Raw genomic sequence first — 17,471 nt, 5'->3', positions numbered from 1 at the left:
GCAATTATACAAAGCGCCAATTAGAGTCCGAAGGCTTCGGTCCTGATAAAGTCCGTCAGGCTGTGGCAGCAAATCTTAAAGAGAACAATACCCTATTTGGTAACCCTGATACGGCAAATCCAAGTCAACGACCAACAATGGCAAAAGCTCGTTTTAACTTCGTAGTACGCAATTACAACAGGGATTCGATACCTTACCTAGCGACTATGCAGGGCCCTGTTTTGGCTCTTTGGGGCGAATACGATAAAAATGTCGATCCAATATACAACCCCAAAATATACAAGCAATACCTAGATAAAATGAAAGATCAACAAACGCTTGTTATAAAAAATGCTACCCATGGCTTGTTGAATGCGAATTGGTTTAATTACCAACTACCCAATGAGTGGCCTTTTTGGAAAAAAGTCGTCTTTGTTATAATGGGTCGTCACGGCTACGCGTCTGGAGCGCTCACTACCATAAGTCAATGGATACATCGCACAGTAAGAGTAACGTATCATCAATAAAATGATAATAACAACATCGCGCAGGATTAAAAAATATGAAGGGATCCGCCAGTAAAGGCTGAGAGATGAAAATAAAATGCCTACTGAGGTGTTGCATCTTTCTGGTCGGCAACCCAAAACTGAATGAATTATAGTAAGCTGGATAAGTGGCTAATATGGCCACTTATTTTTCAGTTAATATCCCTACTGGGTGCACATTCTATGTAATAGATGACTCTATGATTCGACTTGGGTATGGCGTCTCGATCTATCAACCGAGAGCAATATACAGATTTTTCGGTCACTCTAATCGTTGCTCAAAACACCATGTTCGAGCTTGAATGACCAATCATCGCTTCAAGTTTAAGGTTCAACATTAGTCAAACCGTGATTCACTTGCATCCCACCTATATGAACCATCCGCAAGCAATTTGTCGCCGAGTTCTTTGTAGCTAAAATCGCTAAATTCAGCTTTGAGTTCATAGCCTGAGTAGTCAACCGCTGCAAGTCCAACGAAAGCGCCGGTGAAAAAGCCGCCATAGCTTTGTAGAACATAATCATCTGAAAGAATGGCTGCATCGAGTGTAACCGGGATTTCTGTAAAGTTTTTACTATCAAAGCTGTATTCATAAGTATAACTTTCTTTACGAACTTTCGTGCGCAACCACACATATTCTGTTCCAGCCGGAACTTTAATCGCATCATATTTCAAATAAGATGTGTAGTTACCACGATTATTCTCGCTGACTTCGATGACATGACCATTGATTTCATTCCAAGTAATAAAGGCAAAACTCCAATGGCGATCATTGTAGTAGTTAGTTAAACCAGCCATTTGTTGATAATTAAACGGGTTAAATTTGACTTTGACAGTTGCGTCAAAGTAGAAGGCTTGCCAGCGGCGTGCAATGAGTGAAAGGTCATGCGTGTTGGTTAGTGAACCTCGACCTATGAGGGTCAATTGACCATTCCCTGTTGTTCCCATTGCCTCTGAAAAGGGCACACGTAAGGTATTCCAATTCATATCAAGTGTTGGATGGGTGAAGTTGTCATGGAGACTATGATCGGCTGGTACTTTTGTTATCCGAGCATCTTTTGGTCCGTCGACAAAAGTCTTCCCTCCATGACCGCCTTCAATGCGTGGCCAACCCGCCTCATCCCAGTATACCTTTTGGATAGATGTTTCTCGGCCCAATGGACACCAACCACGTGGGTCTGAGCTAGATTCATGGGCATGATTCCAAGGACGAGCAGCGAGTGAAGCGTAGTACCATTCGCCAGCAGGCGTCGATACTAAGCTACCGTGACCTTGTTTTTGCAGATAGTGGTTAGGGGTATCAAAGTTGGTTATGAATGGATCACCGGGTGCTGTTTCAAATGACAATGTATCCAGTGTTTTAGAACGAGCCACAACCTCTTGGTGGGCAAAGACAGTGCCGCCTTGGGCGATAAAGAGGTAGTAATAGTTATCGATCTTATAGATGTGTGGCCCTTCTGGCAATTTTACATTTGTGCCGTTGTAAATTGTACGTGCTGTTTCAGGACGCAGTTTCATCGTTGTTGTATCAAACTCGGTCAAAGTAATGCCATCGAAGGGATGATGATACTCACGATGATCCCAAGTTTGTTGTGCCAGGTATTTGCGACCGTCTTCGTCATGCAAGAGTGACGCGTCAAATCCAACACCGTTCAATTTGATCGGGTCTGTCCATGGACCATTGATGTCTGTGGCTGTCGTCAAATAGTTCGTCATATCTTTGAATGCACCTTCGGTCACTTTTACATCCGTATAAACGAGCCAAAACTTGCCGTCTGCATAAGACAGGTCGGGTGCCCAAATACCACCAGAGGAAGGATTACCCTTCATATCAAGCAATTTCGTTGTTGAAAGTGGACTAGGTAATAAATTCCACTGCGCTAAGTTTTTGGATTCATGCAATCGAACGCCTGGAAACCACTCGAAAGTTGAGTTTGCAATGTAGTAAGTATCCTTAACGCGAATAATACTAGGGTCAGCATTAAAACCGGGAAGAATAGGATTCTGAATTTTTGACATTTTGTGATGGCCTTACCAACGGTAAATTAAGTGAAAATATGTAACACTATGCTTGTGTTGCTTTTACTTGCGCACGTTTGGTATCAAGTTGTTCATTAATTGTTTCTATATCTGCATCTGATATGGGGTAAAGTTGTATGATAATCATTGAAACTATGGCAAGAATAATGGGGATCCAAATGGCAGTTAGATTAATGCCTGAGATAGCAGTTGCATGTTGTGTGGCAGAATGTTCATTAAAGCCATTTGCTGCAAGGAACCAGAGTGGAATTGCGCCACCAAGCGTAAAACCAATTTTATAAAAGATACCCATAATAGCATTAATAATAGCGGCATTCCGTTTGCCTGAGTGTAGCTCTCCATAAGAAACAACTTCGGGTACAAGTGCCCACATGAAACCAGTCGCAGATGTAAGTCCCCATTGCTTTAGGAAGGTTGCAATATAAGCAAGCCAAAGGGCATCGTGCATCCCATTTAAAGACCATACCCATGTGAGTATTTCACCGACGACAAACATCGCAAGAAAGAAATGGAAGAACCCTTTCTTGCCCAATATTTTCTTAAGGCGTGGCCAAAAGATTGGGAAGATAATGCCAGGAATAGACGATATTAGGCCTACTGCACCCATCCAGTTTGATTTATTAACAACATATTGATTGAAGTAGCCGTTGACGGTATTCATAAAGAACATGAAGGTAAAAGCTAGCATGAAGAAGAGGCCTAGAATAACCAGAGGTCGGTTGTTTTTAAGCTCACTAAATATATCCATGGCTTTTACTTTGGCTGATTGTTCTTTGGTTGCGACGACACGCTCCTTGGTAAAGTTGTAGCAAAAAAAGAATGCAATGCCACCAAGAATTGCATAGATGAGATAGACTGAAAACCAAGCGTACTGAGCAGAAGGATCTGTATATGTTCCTAGATGAAGCTTCAAACCAAAGAAACCTGTATCTTGTAGGTAGTTATTTTTTGGTGAAGCCATCTGAACAAACATAGGAAATAAGGTATAAACCAAGAGATTTGCAATGTTTGCCAGCATCATGCGTGTTGTCGTAATTTTATCCACAGACTCAGGATCGCGGGTGAGTGAAGCGTTGAGCGATGCATAGGGAATATTGACGACGGAGTAGATCAAATCCATTAAAAAGTAAGTGATAAATGCAAAAGGAATATTAGCTTTTGCAAAAGGCAGGGGTGCAAACATCAAGAGGGAAAAAATCATGAGAGGGGTACCGGCACGTAGGATCCATGGCCGATACTTTCCTGCTTTAGATGTATGTTTATCGACGTAAGTCCCGACCATCGGATCCCAGAATACATTGACAATACGAACAATCAGGAAGATGAAGCCTGCTTCTAACGTACCAATTGAATTGACGGTTGTCATATAAAGAGCTAGAAAACCGCCAACTGTCCCGAAGGTCAAATTATTGGCAAAGTCGCCCAAACCATAAGCTGTTCGCTCCCAGAGACCAAGCTTGTGATACTCATCTTTCTTGATTTCTCGCTGCAGTTGTATTGAGTCACTCATTTTATGAGATTCCTTAAAATAAATAAGTGAAATACTAGCTTAATAGTTACCCTATGGTGACCTTCCCTATTAACTTAGCCAGTATAAAAGTAAGCAAGGATTAATAGGGTGGTCTGCTATGTAAAATTACAGACGGTATCAATTAATCCCTAAGTGATTGTTCTATTCGTTATTCGCTCTGTTATTTTTCATTTTTTATCCAGATATATAATTTATTTGGTTGTAATCTACTTTTAATCTTTATGTAATCTTTATGAATTATTTATCCAGGTCAAGTTACTTAAAATGATTTTGGCGTTATGATATTTCACTTATGTGATGTAATAGTCATTTCAATTGAATAATAAAATTTTTTAATATAGTTAAAAGTTATCATTAATCACAATTTGGTTATGATTTTTTGTTTTTTTAGATTCAAATTTAATAGGTAAAATCGTGAAATTGACCGGTGAATATCATAAAGGAAGATTAATAAAAAACTGGTTGATGACCAATAAAACAGGTAAATTAGTTTTTTAAGTCATGTGTAGCGGTGCAAATGTTGAATATAATTGAGTCGCTAGATCGCTAAGATTAAGGCAAATAAGAGGCTAGATAGGTGACGAAGCATACGGATTTTACCTGTGTTTTACGCGCGTGGGAGGCCCATGAAAAAGAGCTGCTCGCTTTTTTGATAAGCCATACGCGGGATAGCCATTTGGCCGACGATCTGTTGCAAACTGTATTTCTCAAGTCGATACGTCAAGGCCAAGGGTTTTGCACACTTAAAAACCCTCGTGCATGGCTGTTTCAAGTTGCTCGCAATGCACTGATAGATACAGCCCGATTGAACAAACCTCACGTCGAACTATCAGAAGAATCAGTGGCATCTGCTACCTTTGAGCGCCCACCTGTCGATGAACTGGATAGTTGCGTTGTGCATAATCTACAGGCGATGGCGGCCGACGATCGCCACATTATTGCCGCGTGCGATCTTCAAGGGCAAACCGTTTACGCCTATGCTAAGGCTCATCAGCTCAGTCTGGCCGCTGCAAAATCGCGCCTGCTTCGTGCTCGCAAGCGGCTACGTGATCATCTCATCCAAAATTGTCAGGTCCATTTTGATGAGAGTGGTAAGGTTTGCTGCCATGTACCGCGTACCACAAACCATGAGCTTGAATAGTGCTTTTTTCCTGAATTCTTAGTCCATCTTTAACCTTCTTACAAATAGGTGGTTAGCAACTAGGTGTTGTTTTACTGTATTTTTAAAAAGTCAATGACGCTTATTTACTTTTGACCTTTCAATATTTCTACTCCTTATTTTCAATCACATCAGCATGTTGCTTACAAGCTTGGATGGATTGGTCTCGCAAGATCTCACTGAATCGTTGAAATGTTAAGAATCCTTTTCTCTATTGATTCGTCTTCTCTATGAGCCACTTAAAACAAGTACTGTCCGATTGCGTATGTTGGATCAGTAAGACCAAAGCACCGAGTCGATCGAGCCCGGTGCTGTATTAGGTTTAAGGGTAAGGCTTGGAATATAGACTAAGTTATTATTTTTAATGGGGAAATAAAACAATTATGGGTGTATTACGCGGGCTTTTGCATCGCCCCAAAATATTTTTGGGGTTGACTGCACTCTTGTGGATAGGCGTTTACCTAGCGCTGATCCCTCTCTCTGAAGCGCTGGTGGCTGTTTTACCCGTATCGCGTGATAGTCATTTGGGCGGCGCATTGCAGTTTTTCTTCTACGATACCCCTAAAGTGCTGCTACTTTTGACGGGCATTGTCTTCGTCATGGGGATGATCAATAGCTATTTCACCCCTGAGCGCACGCGAGCATTGCTTGCGGGTCGCTCTGAAGGTGTGGCTAATGTGATGGCCGCTAGCTTGGGGATTGTAACCCCGTTCTGTTCTTGCTCTGCGGTGCCGTTGTTTATTGGCTTTGTTCAGGCTGGGGTTCCGTTAGGCGTGACTTTTTCATTTTTGATTGCTGCACCGATGGTGAACGAGGTGGCTTTAACACTGCTTTTCGGAATGTTTGGTTGGAAGGTCGCTCTGCTCTATCTTGGCTTAGGGTTATCTGTGGCGATTGTCGCCGGTTGGATCATCGGAAGGCTGAAAATGGAAGCGCATCTGCAAGATTGGGTGCGCGATATGCCCAAGCTCAACGCGCAATTTGTCAGTAAAAATATGAGTCTCACAGAACGTCTTGATGCGGGCTTTCAAAGCGTGCGTGAAATCGTGGGTAAAGTCTGGCCCTACATTTTAGTCGGTATCGCTATTGGTGGCGCCATTCACGGTTATGTGCCCGAAGATTTCATGGCCGCAGTGATGGGGAAAGATACTTGGTGGGCGGTGCCACTTGCGGTGGTTATTGGTATTCCCATGTATACCAACGCCGCTGGAGTGATCCCTATTGTACAAGCATTGCTTGCCAAAGGGGCGGCACTGGGCACGGTACTGGCTTTTATGATGAGTGTCATTGCTCTGTCTTTTCCTGAAATGGTGATATTGCGCAAGGTGCTCAAAATCAGGCTGATCGCCACGTTTGTCGGCGTGGTTGCCTGCGGCATTTTGTTAGTTGGGTACATATTCAATGCAGCGCTATAGCTGCCAGTTAAACAAGAGGTCTATTTATGAAACATATTAAAGTTCTCGGTAGCGGATGCGCTAATTGCAAAGCCGTCGCTAAACTCATCACCACAGTGGCGACAGAAAAAGGCATTGCCATTGAATTGGAAAAGGTCGAAGAGATGCGTGAAATTATGCGCTTTGGTATTCTTTCCACGCCGGGTGTGGTGGTGGATGATAAGGTCGTGCATTCTGGAGGCATCCCCTCTCGCAGCAATGTTGAGCAATGGCTAATGGCCTAAACACATCATTCTATATGGTGCTGATAGTTGCCTACGTAAAAGTAGCTTCCCCCACAACCGCTGATAACCATGTTGTGGGGTTTTTGCCCGTAGCAAGTGGTGATAGTCATCTCCCCATCATTATAGGCGTCTATAGTTGAGCCTTGCATATAGCGTTTAACTTGAAGTGCTTATTTATAATTAATTTTTTAAAATCAAAAAGTTATATAAATAGCAAAGGTAAAATGGCGATGTGTTAGTGATTTGGAATTATACGCCTCACTGTGTTTTTGTGATTCAACAAGCTGTACCCGTTAATGTGTTGAAGTATCCATTGTGTGACCAAATCTGGGTGATTAGCCATTGCTTTGCTACGACGACGCCGATATGGTAGCAAACAGGTTTTCTATTCACGTGAGTCCTATTGATGATGGTCATAAAAAAACGAACATTCGCTGTATTATCCGCAGCGATGATGATGGCAACAGTGACAACCGCTTACGCCAAAGAAAGCACCAGCTTTTCGCCAGATCAGCAAGAACAGATTGGCAAGATTGCTGCTGATTATTTGTTAAAGCACCCCGAAATTCTGGTCCAAGTGAGCCAAGAGTTGCAGCAAAAGCAGCAACAAGAGACACAAGCTTCTCTCACTGAATCAGCCGTCACCGCGCACTCTGCGCTGATGCAGTTAGACGGAATTCCCCACGTCGGACCCAAAAATGCCAAGATTACGGTGACTGAATTTTTCGATTATCAGTGTTACTACTGCCATAAAATGGCTCCTGAAATTGAACAGCTGATGAAAGCCAATCCTAAAGTGAAGTTTATCTTCCGAGATTGGCCAATCTTTGCCTCGCGCTGGGAAAATTCAGCGACGGCTGCCTTTGCAGGTCTTGAAGTTTGGCAGCAAAAAGGAGCTAAAGCTTATATGCGCTACCATAATGGTATTTTTGCAACCGGTCATGATGAAGGTAAATTGACAGCTGCAGATATTCAAAAAGTAGCGAAAAGTGCGCTGAACGCGCCACTGAAAAAAGTGTCAGATACACCTTATAAGAAAACCATTCTTGGTAATGATCAATTATCACGGCAAATTGGTTTCCAAGGTACACCAGCCTTTATTATTATGCCTGCAAGCGGTGCGAGTGTTAAAAACACGACCGTTATTGGAGGAGCTGTCGATGAGCAAACTTTGCAGCAAGCGATTGAAAAAGCCAGCCAATAGATAAGCTGAACAATTGAATTGTTGACAGGCCAAGTCAATGACTTGGCCTTTTTAAGAGTTCATGCAGACAGTTAGAAGTTATCGTGGTAGGCATTGTAGCCTTTATCAAAGCGCTGGTGCAGTGCATTTGCTGATGCGGGTGTCATTTTTGATACTAACCAGATAAGCAGCGAACAGGCGATAAACCCAGGGATAATTTCATATAATCCGGTATTCATCGACTTCCAAACCACGACAACGACTGCGCCACCGACCATCCCTGCTAGAGCACCCGCCGAAGTCATGTTTTTCCAAAACAGTGAAAAAATCACAACGGGGCCAAAGGCAGCGCCAAACCCAGCCCATGCATACGAAACTAATCCGAGTACGCTATTATTGGGGTTTTGGGCAATTCCGATAGCAACCAGTGCAACTACCAATACCATAATACGGCCTAGCCAAACTAACTCTTTTTGTGAGGCATTGGGGCGAATTAAACCTTTATAGAAGTCTTCGGTGATAGCACTGGAGCAAACCAGCAATTGGCAGCTCAAGGTGGACATGATTGCTGCCAAAATCGCCGAAAGCACAACGCCTGCAACCCATGGGTTGAACAATAAGGTGCTCAAAGCAATGAAGATCCGTTCACTATTGATACTCGTTTGACCGTTCACGGTGACTGCCATCGCTTGGGTTAAATGAGGATGGTCCCCAAAAAAGGCAATGCCAAAGTAACCGACCGCACATGAGCCGAACAAGCAAAGTACCATCCAGCTCATCCCGATGCGGCGGGCTTTGGCCATGGATTTAACCGAATCGACAGCCATAAAACGAGCCAGAATATGGGGTTGACCAAAGTAACCTAACCCCCACGATGCGGCGCTGATAATACCAATGAATGAGGTACCAAATAGCAAGCTGCCATAATGTTTACTATGTGTCGTTGAGGCTGTGGCAATGGCACTGTGTAGTTCATTCATGCCTCCTAAATTGAGATAAACCATGACGGGGACTAACAATAATGCAAAGAACATCAGTGAAGCTTGCATGGTATCGGTCCAGCTCACTGCTAAGAAACCACCGATGAAGGTATAGATGATGGTTGCGCCAGCTCCCAGCATTAACGCTGTTTCATAGTTAATGTCGGGGAATAGGCTTTGAAATAATTCACTGCCAGCAACAATGCCTGATGCACAATAAATGGTGAAGAAAAATAGAATGATAAGCGCTGAAATGACCCGAATCGTTTTATTTTTTGCACCAAAGCGATGATGGAAGTATTCAGGTAGGGTCAATGCATCGTTATTGACTTCAGTATGGGCACGTAGGCGACCTGCGACAAATAACCAGTTTAGGTAAGCGCCAATCACTAAGCCGATGGCTATCCACGTCGAACTTAATCCAGATAGATAAATAGCGCCGGGTAAGCCGAGCAATAGCCATCCCGACATATCGGAGGCACCTGCGGACATTGCGGTTACAAAACTGCCTAATTGTCGGCCGCCTAGAATATAATCACCAAAGTTACGTGTTGCAAAGTAGGCCACAAAACCAATGAGCAGAACACAAACAAGGTAAATACCAAATGTGATATAGATAGGGCTAGATATATTCACAAAACAAACTCCATATTAATTTAATTATAATAGGTGCACAGCTATCCGGCTGACATCGTATGTTGTGTTAATCCATTGTTAACATGAGTTGGACCCTTTAGCAGCCATTTTTTTAAAAAAAATGGGAGGTGCCGATCGTGTTCAGCATAATCATCTAAATATGTGGCATATTAGCTAATGATAGAAGACTATAATATGGTTGGCCGATACAGGTGATCGGCTGAGGTTATCGATGTTGCTGGGCTAAGGGCACTAAGCGCTGAGCATCATTTTTATGGATCAAGATGTTGATACATCAACGTGTTGGCCAGCGTAGCTGGCTATAGTGGTGTTCTTTTGTGGCTTATTCAAAAATATTCGAGTTATCACTAAAGCTCACGATTCTTGGTGATTAGACTATCCGCTGTGTGATAAATCCGCTAGATTGAGGGGATCAGTTGACGGGACATACATGTCTAAACAGAAAATAAAGGCCATGATGAGTTGGGTATTGAAGCTAAGGGTTACTTGGCGGTTTGCGTTGTTTGGGCTTATCGTGGCATGCAGCATCGCCTATGGGGCGGTTTTGCCCGAGAATCAAGCGATTTCGCTCTCGGCAAACTATCAAAATGGTCAGTTAAACTTGCATTGGCAGATGGCCCCAGGCGTCTATTTGTATCGCGATAAAATTCAGTTACAAACTGATTCATCCACGCCGTTACCTATCTATAAACCACCGGGACAAGCGCACCACGATCCTATCTTTGGCGATACCCGTGTTTATGCGGGTTCGGTGAATGTCATGGTTGATATTCCTTCCAGCCATCTGCCGTTGCAATTACGAGTAAGTTATCAAGGCTGTGCGAAGTCCGGTATTTGTTATCCTCCTATGCTACAACGCATAGAGCTCTCTGAGCACGGCGTTAAGTTAACAACGGGCAGTAATTCTATTTTTGTCCCAGATAATTCGGTTTCATCCTCGCCTTTGAAAATGTTGCCTCCCGCCACACCGGCCCGCACCGATTTGCCCGATTGGTTAGAGCAGTCCACTTGGTTGACCTTAGCCATGAGTTTTGGCTTTGGTCTTTTGCTCGCTTTTACACCTTGTGTTTTGCCCATGCTTCCGCTTATCACTGGGCTGATTTTAGGCTCTGGCCAGCGCAGCTGGCGTCAAACGTTGCTACTTAGTGTGAGCTATGTCCAAGGCATGGCGTTAACGTATACGCTGTTGGGAATACTAGTCGCCTGGCTTGGTCTGCAATTGCAAGTATGGTTGCAAAGTCCATGGTTACTTTCAGTGATAAGCGGCTTGTTAGTGATATTGGCCGTATCAATGTTTGGTTGGTTTGAACTGCAACTGCCCTCCTTTTTGCAGGTCAAATTGATGCACTGGCAGCGTCATCTGGATACCCGTTCCTATGGGCGAGTTTTGCTGATGGGGGCTATCTCGGGGGTGATCTGTTCACCATGTGTGACCGCGCCAACCGCTGGGGTTTTATTGTATATAGCTCAGACGGGTAACCTTTGGCTTGGTGGTGGGGCGCTTTATCTATTCGCATTAGGGATGGGGCTGCCCTTGATTGCGATTACGTTACTCGGGCGGCAGGTTTTGCCTAAGGTTGGGGCATGGATGATTCAGGTGCGGGTTGTGGGGGGCTTTTTGTTGCTGGCCACCGCGCTATTGTTGTTAGAGCGGATTATCCCAGAGCCTTGGAGTACTGGCATATGGCTGATTTGGGCCGGTTGGGTGCTGTGGTGGTTAAGCACTCAGATCTTGTCACGATGTTGGCCGCGTTTTAAATTCTTACGTTTTATCATTGCGCCTTTATTGTGCGTAGTGATGGCGGTGATACTATGGCGGCCATGGCTGGGAGGTCCTTCTGTTGCGAAGGCGCTGTCGATGACTTCGGTCACCAGTTTAACCGCGCTCAAAGAGCAGTTGGCCAAGGCTAAACAAGCTCAGCGTCCTGTATTAGTGGATTATTATGCCGATTGGTGTGTCGCCTGCCGCGAGCTCTCGCAGCAGACGTTATCTGACCCTCAGGTGAGAGATTTATTGGCGAATTTTCAGGTGATCCGTGTAGATTTGAGCACCTATAGCGACGCGCAGCAGGCGCTATTGAGCCACTATCAGGTGCTGGGGCTGCCCACGCTCGACTTTTTTTCAGCCGCCGGGAAATGGCGCCCAAATGCGCGCATCAGTGGTTTTATCTCTGCTGCGCAACTGACCCCAAAGCTAGCCGCTTCTCAAAACCAAGGCCGCGTACCATAAACGGCGACTTATGATGACTAAATCGAGCCCATCAATCGTGATTAGTTTAGTAACTACTTGAGCTTTGCTCACCATTTAGAATTGCAACACCAGAGCTGGTACCAATTCGCGTTGCGCCAGCGTCGATCATCGTATCAGCACTCTCACGACTGCGCACGCCTCCAGAGGCTTTAACGCCCATCACCGGACCGACGGTTTGTCGCATTAATCTCACCGCTTCAACGGTGGCACCACCTTGACTAAATCCGGTGGAAGTTTTTACAAAGGCGACATCGAGCTCGACACAGATTTTGCAAATTTTGATGATTTCATCATCACTGAGTAGGCAGGTTTCTAAAATGACTTTGAGTGGCGTGTTAGCGCAGCTTTGGCGCACAGCGGCGATATCTGTTTGGACATCGTGCCAACGGCCACTTTTAAGCCAGCCAACATTGATGACCATGTCGATCTCTTGAGCGCCAGCTTGAATCGCGGCATTGGCTTCAAAGCATTTCACTTGGGTTAAGCACGCACCTAAAGGGAAACCTATGACTGAGCAGACTTTTACATCGCTTTTCGCAAGTTTTTGAGCGGCATATGGGACATAACCGCTGTTCACACAAACAGCATAGAAGTGGTTGTCGAGAGCTTGTTGACATAGCGTTGCAATGGCCTTCTCGGTTGCATCCATAGCCAATAAGGTATGATCCACATAACGGGCATAATCACGTCCAGTACTCATTTGTTGTCCTCATTATTTTGCTTTGTGCATCCAGCGATGTGGGGTATCGGTTGATGCTATTCTGATTGCCGCTAGTTTAGCATGACGACCTAGGGATGAGGATAGCTGGGCTGGATAGGCGCTCTATTGTGTGAAATAAATCATTTGTATCCTTGGGGGAGTCGAGGGAAGCTAAAGCACCAGCTTTAATGGCTGGCATCAAAACCGTCCGCTGGGCCTTTAAACTGGCGAAAACTGACTAGGCATTAAGTGAAAAAATCGGTTGGTTAATTCCAGTGTTTATTTTAATGTATAATACATTAAACACATTATTGAGAGTGACCATCTCAAGTATTTTGGGTATGCGTTGCTTGATCAAAGAGGAAACAGATGATGTTAAATGCGCCTACAAGTAGCATTCGAGTTATCGCTCGTGCAACGGCGAAAGCTGGTGAGAGTGAATCATTAAAACACGCTTTTTTGGAGATAGTTGAGCGGGTGCGACAAGAAGATGGATGTTTGGGTTATCAGCTGCATGTGGATCATGGCAATGATCACCGTTTCGTGATGGTTGAAATTTGGCAAGATGCCGATGCACTGACTCGTCATGCTCAGACTGCTTATTTCCAACAACTGCTCAAAACCATTGAGCCGCTGTTAGCTGAGTCTTTGCAAGTTGAGCAATTTTCCCCAATCGAGTTGTAAGTTTGTGCGTCAACCTGAGGAGTAAAAGATGAATCCTGTGTCATTTGCAAATGCGCGTTATACGACTAAAGTATTTGATCCCGCGCGTAAGATCTCGCCAGAGCAATTTTCCCAGTTGGTCGAAAGTTTGCGTCTTACCCCTTCATCGGTCAATTCACAACCTTGGTCATTTGTGGTTGCCAGTGATGAAGCGGGTAAACGTCGAATTGCCAGTGGCGCATCAGGGGCTGCTTCTTATAATGCCCCCAAAATTATGGATGCGTCGCATGTGATTGTATTGTGTACTCGTACGCAACTGGATGCGTCGTATCTGAATGCAATTTTAGAAAAAGAGCAGGAAGATGGTCGATATGCCGATGAGCAAGCCCGGCTACAAGGTGGGAAAATTCGTGCGGGATATATTCATCAGCATCTGTTTCAAAGCAAAGATTTGCAGCAGTGGATGGAAAAACAGACTTATATTGCACTGGGTTGTTTGTTAAGCCATGCCGCCATGCTTGGAATTGATGCAACGCCAATGGAAGGGATTAACTTTGCTGCGCTCGACAAAGAGTTGGGACTTAATGAACAACATTTAACCAGTACAGTTGTAGTCGCTTTGGGATACCGCAGCGATAGTGATTTTAATGCCAAATTACCTAAATCTCGTCTTAGCCGTGAGCAACTTTTCAACTTCATTTAACGACTTCTGAATGGCAGGCAAGCAAGTATGTCTTTGCCATTCACTTGGTTGTTCATTCAATGAGTGCTCTGGTTCTTCCATCGGCTCCAAATGGTTGGTTTGAAGGGTTATCTCGCAATAGCTGGTTTGAAGCGCTACATTGCACGGTCTTTTTGGTTCGATGGCAAGGAAAATTTATTCAGCTGCTTGTTGAATCACAATTTATTGCCATACTTTCAGGATGTGACGATAGATCAAGATCAATAAAATGTTATAATATAGATCACTATTTTATCTTCGCGTTACCAAATACACACTCTTTGTATAAAGTTTGTGAATAATGTGTCGGCGGGATGGGTATAAATTCACATTTTCCGTAAGGTTATTGTGAGAGCATCAGTCGTTGATTGATGATGTAGAACACTCGATGCGCAATTGACCGGAACTTCGTGCTCCTTGAATTACCGCGCAGCTTCCATTTCTAGCAAGGGTTGTAATATGAGACAAGGAATATTTCTCAAGCTCTACCGGTTGCTTTTTGTTGGGTTCATCGCATTACTGACTGGGTGTCAGGGCGGATTACTCGATCCAAAAGGGCAAGTTGGAGTTGAGGAAAAACATCTGATTTTTACCGCTGTTGGATTAATGCTTCTGGTTGTCATACCAGTCATTTTTTTAACACTGTTTTTCGCTTGGAAATATCGTGCTTCTAACACAAGTGCTCGGTATGAACCTAAATGGTCACATTCTAATAAGATTGAGGCAGTATGTTGGGGCGTTCCTATCATCATTGTCATCATTCTCATGTGTATTACTTGGGTGTCGACTCATCGACTTGATCCTTATCGTCCGTTAGACGTGAAGCCAGGAACACCGTCGATTCAAGTTGAAGTGGTATCAATGGATTGGAAATGGTTATTTATTTATCCTAAATTGGGGATTGCGACTGTGAATCAGTTGGTCTTCCCTAAAAATACGCAAGTGCGCTTCCATTTGACATCACAATCGGTGATGAACTCATTTTTTATTCCTCAATTGGGAAGTCAGATCTACACCATGGCGATGATGGAAACGAAGCTTCATTTGATAGCCAATGAAGCAGGTACTTTTGACGGTATTTCATCAAGTTATAGCGGTGCTGGTTTTACTGGGATGAACTTCAAAGCGATTGCTACGCCATCACAAGCAGATTTTGATCAATGGGTTGCGAAGGTTCGTCAATCGAGCAAAGTACTTAACGATGCCAGCTATAAGCAATTAGTTAAGCCTTCTGAAAATGATCCAGTTGTCTATTTTTCATCGGTGAAACCGCATATGTTCCAGCAGATTATGCATCAGTATATGAAAATGAAAAAAATGTCTGGACAGCTGCATGACTCAACGTCGGCACCGGTCATCACCGAATCAGCAGGTAAGGAGTAATCACGATGTTTGGAAAATTGACGCTAGACTCGGTGCCATGGCATGTTCCGATTGTCATGGGAACATTGAGTGTCGTCGCCCTATTAGGGATCATACTGGTCGCTTTGATCACCTATCATAAAAAATGGGGTGTGCTTTGGACGAACTGGTTAACCAGTGTTGATCATAAGCGCATTGGGGTAATGTATATTGTGGTTGCATTGGTGATGTTGGTGCGAGGATTTGCCGATGCCATTATGATGCGTACCCAACTGGCTATTGCCACCAATGGGCACACGGGGTATCTACCGCCGCATCACTATGATCAAATCTTTACCGCGCACGGCGTGATTATGATCATTTTTATGGCGATGCCAATGATGATCGGTTTGATGAATATTGTGTTGCCTTTGCAAATTGGGGCCCGCGATGTAGCCTTCCCATTTTTAAATTCGCTGAGTTTCTATCTGTTCCTTGCCGGGGTGTTGTTGGTTAACCTTTCCTTAGGAGTTGGTGAGTTTGCTAAAACGGGGTGGACGGCGTATCCACCATTGTCAGAACTTGCGTACAGTCCGGGGGTGGGGGTTGATTATTATATCTGGGCTCTGCAGATCTCGGGAATCGGGACGACCTTGACGGGCGTGAACTTCTTGGTCACCGTTTTGAAGATGCGCGCGCCTTCGATGAAGTTAATGCAAATGCCTATTTTTACTTGGGCTTGTACTTGGACCAACGTGTTAATCGTTGCGTCATTCCCTATTTTGACCGCTGCGCTGGGGCTGTTAACACTCGATCGTTATCTCGGATTCCACTTTTTCACCAATACCGGTGGTGGGAACGCGATGATGTATATCAATCTGTTCTGGGCTTGGGGTCATCCTGAGGTCTATATTCTGGTTTTACCGGCGTTTGGGATCTTCTCTGAAATTGTACCCGCCTTTAGTAGTAAAAAACTGTTTGGTTATACCTCGATGGTTTGGGCGACCGGCTCTATCGCATTGCTTGGTTTTATCGTGTGGTTACACCACTTCTTTACTATGGGCTCAGGAGCTAACGTAAATGCCTTCTTTGGCATGATGACGATGGTGATTGCGGTGCCGACGGGGGTCAAGCTGTTCAACTGGCTATTTACCATGTTCCGCGGCCGGATCCGATTTGAAACCCCCATGTACTGGACGCTAGGGTTCATGGTTACCTTTACTATTGGCGGAATGACTGGGGTCTTGCTAGCTGTTCCTGGTGCTGACTTTTTGCTGCACAATAGTTTGTTCCTGATTGCCCACTTCCATAACACCATTATTGGTGGGGCGGTGTTTGGTTATTTGGCCGGTATATCTTTTTGGTTCCCGAAAGCTTTTGGCTTTAAGCTCAATGAGAAGTTGGGACGTCGTGCCTTCTGGTTCTGGTTAACGGGTTTCTATTTTGCCTTTATGCCGCTTTATGTGTTGGGCTTTTTGGGAATGACACGTCGTTTGAACCATACTAACAACCCCGAATGGACGCCTTGGTTGATTATTGCCTGCTTTGGTGCGGTACTCATTTTGATTGGGATTTTGCATCAAATTGCCATGTTCTATGTCAGTTTCCGCGATCGTGCGCAAAACCGCGATGAAACGGGTGATCCATGGGGTGGCCGTACTTTGGAGTGGGCGCTGTCGTCACCACCGCCGCATTATAACTTTGCACAAACACCAGAAATTCACGATCTGGATGAGTTTGAATGGCAAAAAGAACACGGTAAAGCATATCAACAACCTGCTAAATTTGAGCCGATTCATATGCCGAAAAATACTTCTGCTGGGGTTTTCATCGGGATTGGTTCATTCATCTTAGGGTTTGCGATGATCTGGCATATCTGGTGGTTAGCGATTGTTGGTCTGCTTGGCATGATCGGTTCATTTCTGTACCGAGCTTATGATGATGACAAAGACTACTATGTACAACCAAATGAGATTGAAGCCTGTGAATCGGCTCATCTTGAGAGTGTTCGCCGAGCAGGTCTAGTTAAGACCAATGCATAAGTT

At 44.3% G+C, this 17,471-nt stretch carries 14 protein-coding genes; 10 read left to right on the top strand and 4 right to left on the bottom strand.

Annotated elements, in window-relative coordinates; all coding sequences use genetic code 11:
* The first annotated feature begins 62 nt into the window (after window positions 1–62).
* Window positions 63–506 carry an alpha/beta fold hydrolase gene (locus ABUE30_RS12700; protein ID WP_408624169.1) on the top strand — a complete coding sequence of 148 codons (444 nt, stop codon included), beginning with the start codon at window positions 63–65 and terminating at the stop codon, window positions 504–506.
* 355 nt (window positions 507–861) lie between these two features.
* On the opposite strand, the gene ABUE30_RS12695 is transcribed toward ABUE30_RS12700, so the two are convergent.
* Both ABUE30_RS12695 and ABUE30_RS12690 read right to left on the bottom strand, forming a co-directional pair.
* Window positions 862–2,541 (bottom strand): glycoside hydrolase family 43 protein, encoded by a 1,680-nt coding sequence (locus ABUE30_RS12695; RefSeq protein WP_408624168.1) that lies wholly within the window; start codon window positions 2,539–2,541, stop codon window positions 862–864.
* Between the two features lie 46 nt (window positions 2,542–2,587).
* A complete protein-coding gene (locus tag ABUE30_RS12690) occupies window positions 2,588–4,072 on the bottom strand; it encodes an MFS transporter (protein ID WP_408624167.1) in 1,485 nt (494 codons plus the stop codon).
* 598 nt (window positions 4,073–4,670) lie between these two features.
* On the opposite strand from ABUE30_RS12690, the gene ABUE30_RS12685 reads away from it, so the two are divergent.
* The 4 genes from ABUE30_RS12685 to ABUE30_RS12670 all read left to right on the top strand — a co-directional run bounded on the left by ABUE30_RS12685 (window position 4,671) and on the right by ABUE30_RS12670 (window position 8,134).
* A complete protein-coding gene (locus ABUE30_RS12685) occupies window positions 4,671–5,234 on the top strand; it encodes a sigma-70 family RNA polymerase sigma factor (protein WP_408624166.1) in 564 nt (187 codons plus the stop codon).
* 401 nt (window positions 5,235–5,635) lie between these two features.
* Window positions 5,636–6,667 carry a permease gene (locus ABUE30_RS12680; protein WP_408624165.1) on the top strand — a complete coding sequence of 344 codons (1,032 nt, stop codon included), beginning with the start codon at window positions 5,636–5,638 and terminating at the stop codon, window positions 6,665–6,667.
* A gap of 26 nt (window positions 6,668–6,693) precedes the next feature.
* Window positions 6,694–6,930, top strand: a complete 237-nt coding sequence (locus ABUE30_RS12675) for a thioredoxin family protein (protein WP_408624164.1) — start codon at window positions 6,694–6,696, stop codon at window positions 6,928–6,930.
* A gap of 406 nt (window positions 6,931–7,336) precedes the next feature.
* Window positions 7,337–8,134, top strand: coding sequence for a DsbA family protein (locus ABUE30_RS12670; protein WP_408624163.1), 798 nt, complete (start codon window positions 7,337–7,339; stop codon window positions 8,132–8,134).
* Window positions 8,135–8,205: 71 nt separating this feature from the next.
* Here the strand turns inward: ABUE30_RS12670 and putP are convergent, their stop codons facing one another.
* Complete coding sequence (putP, locus tag ABUE30_RS12665; RefSeq protein WP_408624162.1) at window positions 8,206–9,729, bottom strand: sodium/proline symporter PutP; 1,524 nt, start codon at window positions 9,727–9,729, stop codon at window positions 8,206–8,208.
* Window positions 9,730–10,180: 451 nt separating this feature from the next.
* Between putP and dsbD the strand changes: the two genes are divergently transcribed.
* On the top strand, window positions 10,181–11,980 hold the full coding sequence (dsbD, locus tag ABUE30_RS12660) for a protein-disulfide reductase DsbD (protein WP_408624161.1): 1,800 nt from the start codon (window positions 10,181–10,183) through the stop codon (window positions 11,978–11,980).
* A 46-nt stretch (window positions 11,981–12,026) separates the two neighbouring features.
* Here dsbD and deoC read toward each other — a convergent pair whose 3' ends face one another.
* Window positions 12,027–12,701 carry a deoxyribose-phosphate aldolase gene (deoC, locus tag ABUE30_RS12655; RefSeq protein WP_408624160.1) on the bottom strand — a complete coding sequence of 225 codons (675 nt, stop codon included), beginning with the start codon at window positions 12,699–12,701 and terminating at the stop codon, window positions 12,027–12,029.
* Window positions 12,702–13,073: 372 nt separating this feature from the next.
* On the opposite strand from deoC, the gene ABUE30_RS12650 reads away from it, so the two are divergent.
* From ABUE30_RS12650 to cyoB, 4 genes are all read left to right on the top strand, one after another.
* Window positions 13,074–13,385, top strand: coding sequence for a putative quinol monooxygenase (locus ABUE30_RS12650; RefSeq protein ID WP_408624159.1), 312 nt, complete (start codon window positions 13,074–13,076; stop codon window positions 13,383–13,385).
* A 28-nt stretch (window positions 13,386–13,413) separates the two neighbouring features.
* Window positions 13,414–14,067: an oxygen-insensitive NAD(P)H nitroreductase gene (nfsB, locus tag ABUE30_RS12645; RefSeq protein ID WP_408624158.1), complete on the top strand. Its 654-nt coding sequence runs from the start codon at window positions 13,414–13,416 to the stop codon at window positions 14,065–14,067.
* A 477-nt stretch (window positions 14,068–14,544) separates the two neighbouring features.
* On the top strand, window positions 14,545–15,468 hold the full coding sequence (gene cyoA, locus ABUE30_RS12640; protein ID WP_408624157.1) for a ubiquinol oxidase subunit II: 924 nt from the start codon (window positions 14,545–14,547) through the stop codon (window positions 15,466–15,468).
* Window positions 15,469–15,473: 5 nt separating this feature from the next.
* Window positions 15,474–17,468: a cytochrome o ubiquinol oxidase subunit I gene (cyoB, locus tag ABUE30_RS12635; RefSeq protein WP_408624156.1), complete on the top strand. Its 1,995-nt coding sequence runs from the start codon at window positions 15,474–15,476 to the stop codon at window positions 17,466–17,468.
* Window positions 17,469–17,471 lie beyond the last annotated feature (3 nt).

It is taken from the genome of Celerinatantimonas yamalensis, assembly GCF_046054155.1.
Classification (GTDB): Bacteria; Pseudomonadota; Gammaproteobacteria; order Enterobacterales; family Celerinatantimonadaceae; genus Celerinatantimonas; species Celerinatantimonas yamalensis.
The sequence above is the reverse complement of the archived record's forward strand: the minus strand, read 5'-3'. Positions and strand labels throughout refer to the sequence as shown.

What these genes read in the sequence shown, in the direction of transcription:
- ABUE30_RS12695 (WP_408624168.1), bottom strand. Translation starts at nt 2,541, where the DNA reads ATGTCAAAAATTCAGAATCCTATTCTTCCCGGTTTTAATGCTGACCCT.
- cyoA (WP_408624157.1), top strand. Translation starts at nt 14,545, where the DNA reads ATGAGACAAGGAATATTTCTCAAGCTCTACCGGTTGCTTTTTGTTGGG.
- ABUE30_RS12670 (WP_408624163.1), top strand. Translation starts at nt 7,337, where the DNA reads ATGATGGTCATAAAAAAACGAACATTCGCTGTATTATCCGCAGCGATG.
- ABUE30_RS12680 (WP_408624165.1), top strand. Translation starts at nt 5,636, where the DNA reads ATGGGTGTATTACGCGGGCTTTTGCATCGCCCCAAAATATTTTTGGGG.
- ABUE30_RS12650 (WP_408624159.1), top strand. Translation starts at nt 13,074, where the DNA reads ATGTTAAATGCGCCTACAAGTAGCATTCGAGTTATCGCTCGTGCAACG.
- ABUE30_RS12690 (WP_408624167.1), bottom strand. Translation starts at nt 4,072, where the DNA reads ATGAGTGACTCAATACAACTGCAGCGAGAAATCAAGAAAGATGAGTAT.
- cyoB (WP_408624156.1), top strand. Translation starts at nt 15,474, where the DNA reads ATGTTTGGAAAATTGACGCTAGACTCGGTGCCATGGCATGTTCCGATT.
- deoC (WP_408624160.1), bottom strand. Translation starts at nt 12,701, where the DNA reads ATGAGTACTGGACGTGATTATGCCCGTTATGTGGATCATACCTTATTG.
- dsbD (WP_408624161.1), top strand. Translation starts at nt 10,181, where the DNA reads ATGTCTAAACAGAAAATAAAGGCCATGATGAGTTGGGTATTGAAGCTA.
- nfsB (WP_408624158.1), top strand. Translation starts at nt 13,414, where the DNA reads ATGAATCCTGTGTCATTTGCAAATGCGCGTTATACGACTAAAGTATTT.
- ABUE30_RS12675 (WP_408624164.1), top strand. Translation starts at nt 6,694, where the DNA reads ATGAAACATATTAAAGTTCTCGGTAGCGGATGCGCTAATTGCAAAGCC.